Here is a 2,617-nt window from a genome sequence, read left to right on the forward strand (position 1 = left end):
AGATTGTCGAGCTATTTTGATTTATCTTTCTCCAGAAGGCAATCTACCAACCGATAACAGATGGATTGCTTACAGCTACTCTAAACTTGCTAAATTGGTTGATAATATTTGTGAAAAATATCAATCGACATTAGGTTCTGATATCTATTCGTTGATGACTCATTATTCTAATTTAATTCGGAGACATTTTGTGAGTGATTCAGAAATTGCAGAACTCTGTCGGAAAATCTACACCAAGCACAAACCAGCTCTAGATTTAATTTTTGAACATCGCCCAGATTTACAATCAGAACTTGCTGAATTTATTAAGACGCTTATTCATAATAATGCTGAATTACATAAACTGGTTTTAGATAACAGTGCTAAGAAACATATTCGCTTTGCTGATGTTGAGTTAGATAAATTCCCGGCTCAGCGCTCTGGCTATAGCTGGACATCAAGTCAAAGAGTTTTACTTTTTGAGTTTGTCAATGAACCTAATAATCTTTTCTTAGTTCTGACTATTGGGCCTGGAAATGTTGAATCTATTCGACGCTCCTTACATGAGATGTCTCTAAAAAATCTACCTATATTTCAGAAGACCAAGTTAAAAGAAAATAAATGGGCGTGGATTTACAAAAAAGAAATTATTAAATTAATTGATTATGAAATAACTGATAGTGATGAATTATACAAGAAATTGCAAGCCGCTTGGGATAATTTCCTCAGCAACGATTTACCCCTTATTCGAGAGCTAACAACTAAGGTATTTGAGGCTGAATTGTCATCTTCACTCTCACCTGAATCCTGAGTTCAATTATAGATAACTATCTCAATGAGTAAGTCTCAATCTAAAAACAAAGTTGGGGAATTAAGACCCAGCCAAATTCTATTTTCCTCCGGCGTTGGGTCTGTGATAGACCTCCCCAATCTCTCAACGATGGTTATGGGATTAGATGACTGGGATATCACCCATGTCTCAGAGTTAGGGGAAGAACGCTTACTAGCAGCTGTAAAGAAAGAACTGGGCTACCAAGTCAAGCGACTCCTCTCACCCCCCATTCCCCCTGAGTCGAATAGCAGCCTCCCCAGCTCGTTTGATGACACAGCTAAAGTAGGTATCCCTATTGCTCCATTTCCCACTTGGGCATTATGTCCTCAGTGTCGGTTACTTGCCCCCCTGCAATCCGGGCTGTTTGACCTGAAAACCGATCGCTATCGCTTGGATCAGAACCGCTACGTGCATAGCAACTGCTCGAAAGGGAAATATCCCCCAACGGTAATCCCAGCTCGATTTTTGGTGGGCTGCAAACACGGACATGTAGATGACTTCCCGTGGCATTACTTCGTTCATAAAGGCAACAAGGACTGTAAAGGCTCTTTGCGTCTTTATGAGTATGGCGTTTCGGGTTCAGCCACCGAGATTGAAGTCAAGTGCGATACCTGTGGCGCTTCTCGCCGGATGTCGGATGCTTTTGGTGAACTGGGGAAAAAGTATATGCCCCAGTGCCGGGGTCGTCATCCTCATCTGCGGAACTTTGCCGAAGGTGGCTGTACCGAACAAATGACAAGTCTTTTGTTAGGCGCATCCAATAGCTGGTTCCCCATTACTCTTTCTGCACTCTCCATTCCCACGACGGTTAATAAACTGGGTCAACTCGTCGATCAGCACTGGACGGTATTGGAAAAAGCAACCAGTATCGATATCCTCGCGGCTTTCCGTCTAATCGGTCAACTCAAAGAGTTTGCCAAATACACCGACGCCCAAATTTGGGAACAGATACAGCAAAAACACTCATCGTCACAAAGAGAAGCCGATGCGCCAGAGGTCAGAAATATCAAAACACCGGAATGGCAAGTCTTCTCTGCCGCCGACACGAGCCTGAACACTACCAATTTCTGGCTGACTCCGGTTGCAGCTCCCAAGGGTTACGAACCGTACTTTGACAAAGTTGTGTTGGTGGAGCGATTGCGAGAGGTTCGCGCTCTGATTGGCTTTACCCGCATTGAATCACCGGGGGACTATGCTGAAACAGGGGAATTACCAGAACAGTATCGAGCGCCTCTGAGCCGACACGAACCGAAATGGGTGCCTGCCTCCGAAGTGCGCGGGGAAGGGATTTTTCTCCAGTTCCGAGAGGATGCGATCGCGCAATGGTTAAACAGTACTCCACTCCTTAAGACTTACGCTCATCGCCGTTGGCGGTTAGCTCGCTCCCTCGACCCGGATGCCAATTACCCCGGAGTCCGCTACATCTTACTACACTCCTTTGCTCACGCCCTCATGCGCCAGCTAGCGATTGAGTGCGGTTACACCGCCGCCAGCCTGCGAGAACGGATTTACTCCAAATCTCCAGATGATGATAACGGGCCAATGGCAGGCGTCCTGATTTATACGGCAGCACCCGACAGCGAAGGTACCCTTGGGGGGTTAGCCAGTCTCGGCGAACCTATCGCTCTCGGTCGTCACATCAACCAAGCTCTCGAACAAATGCGCCTATGTGCTTCCGATCCTCTATGCGCCGAACATAGCCCGCTCCAGAACACAACTACCTTACATTGGGCTACCTGCCACGCCTGCCTGTTCAGTCCAGAAACTTCCTGCGAACGCGGTAATAAATACTTAGACCGCTCAATA

1 protein-coding gene and 1 pseudogene are annotated in these 2,617 nt (G+C 46.2%); both read left to right on the top strand.

The window, feature by feature from the left end; all coding sequences use genetic code 11:
• Positions 1 to 790 (top strand): annotated as a pseudogene (locus H6F63_RS20310) (hypothetical protein); the annotation flags it as partial.
• 24 nt (positions 791 to 814) lie between these two features.
• Positions 815 to 2,617: DUF1998 domain-containing protein (locus H6F63_RS20315; protein ID WP_190639293.1), on the top strand; the 1,803-nt coding region annotated here is incomplete at its 3' end.

Origin of the sequence: Trichocoleus sp. FACHB-40, assembly GCF_014695915.1 — a bacterium.
Lineage (GTDB): Bacteria > Cyanobacteriota > Cyanobacteriia > Cyanobacteriales > FACHB-T130 > Funiculus > Funiculus sociatus.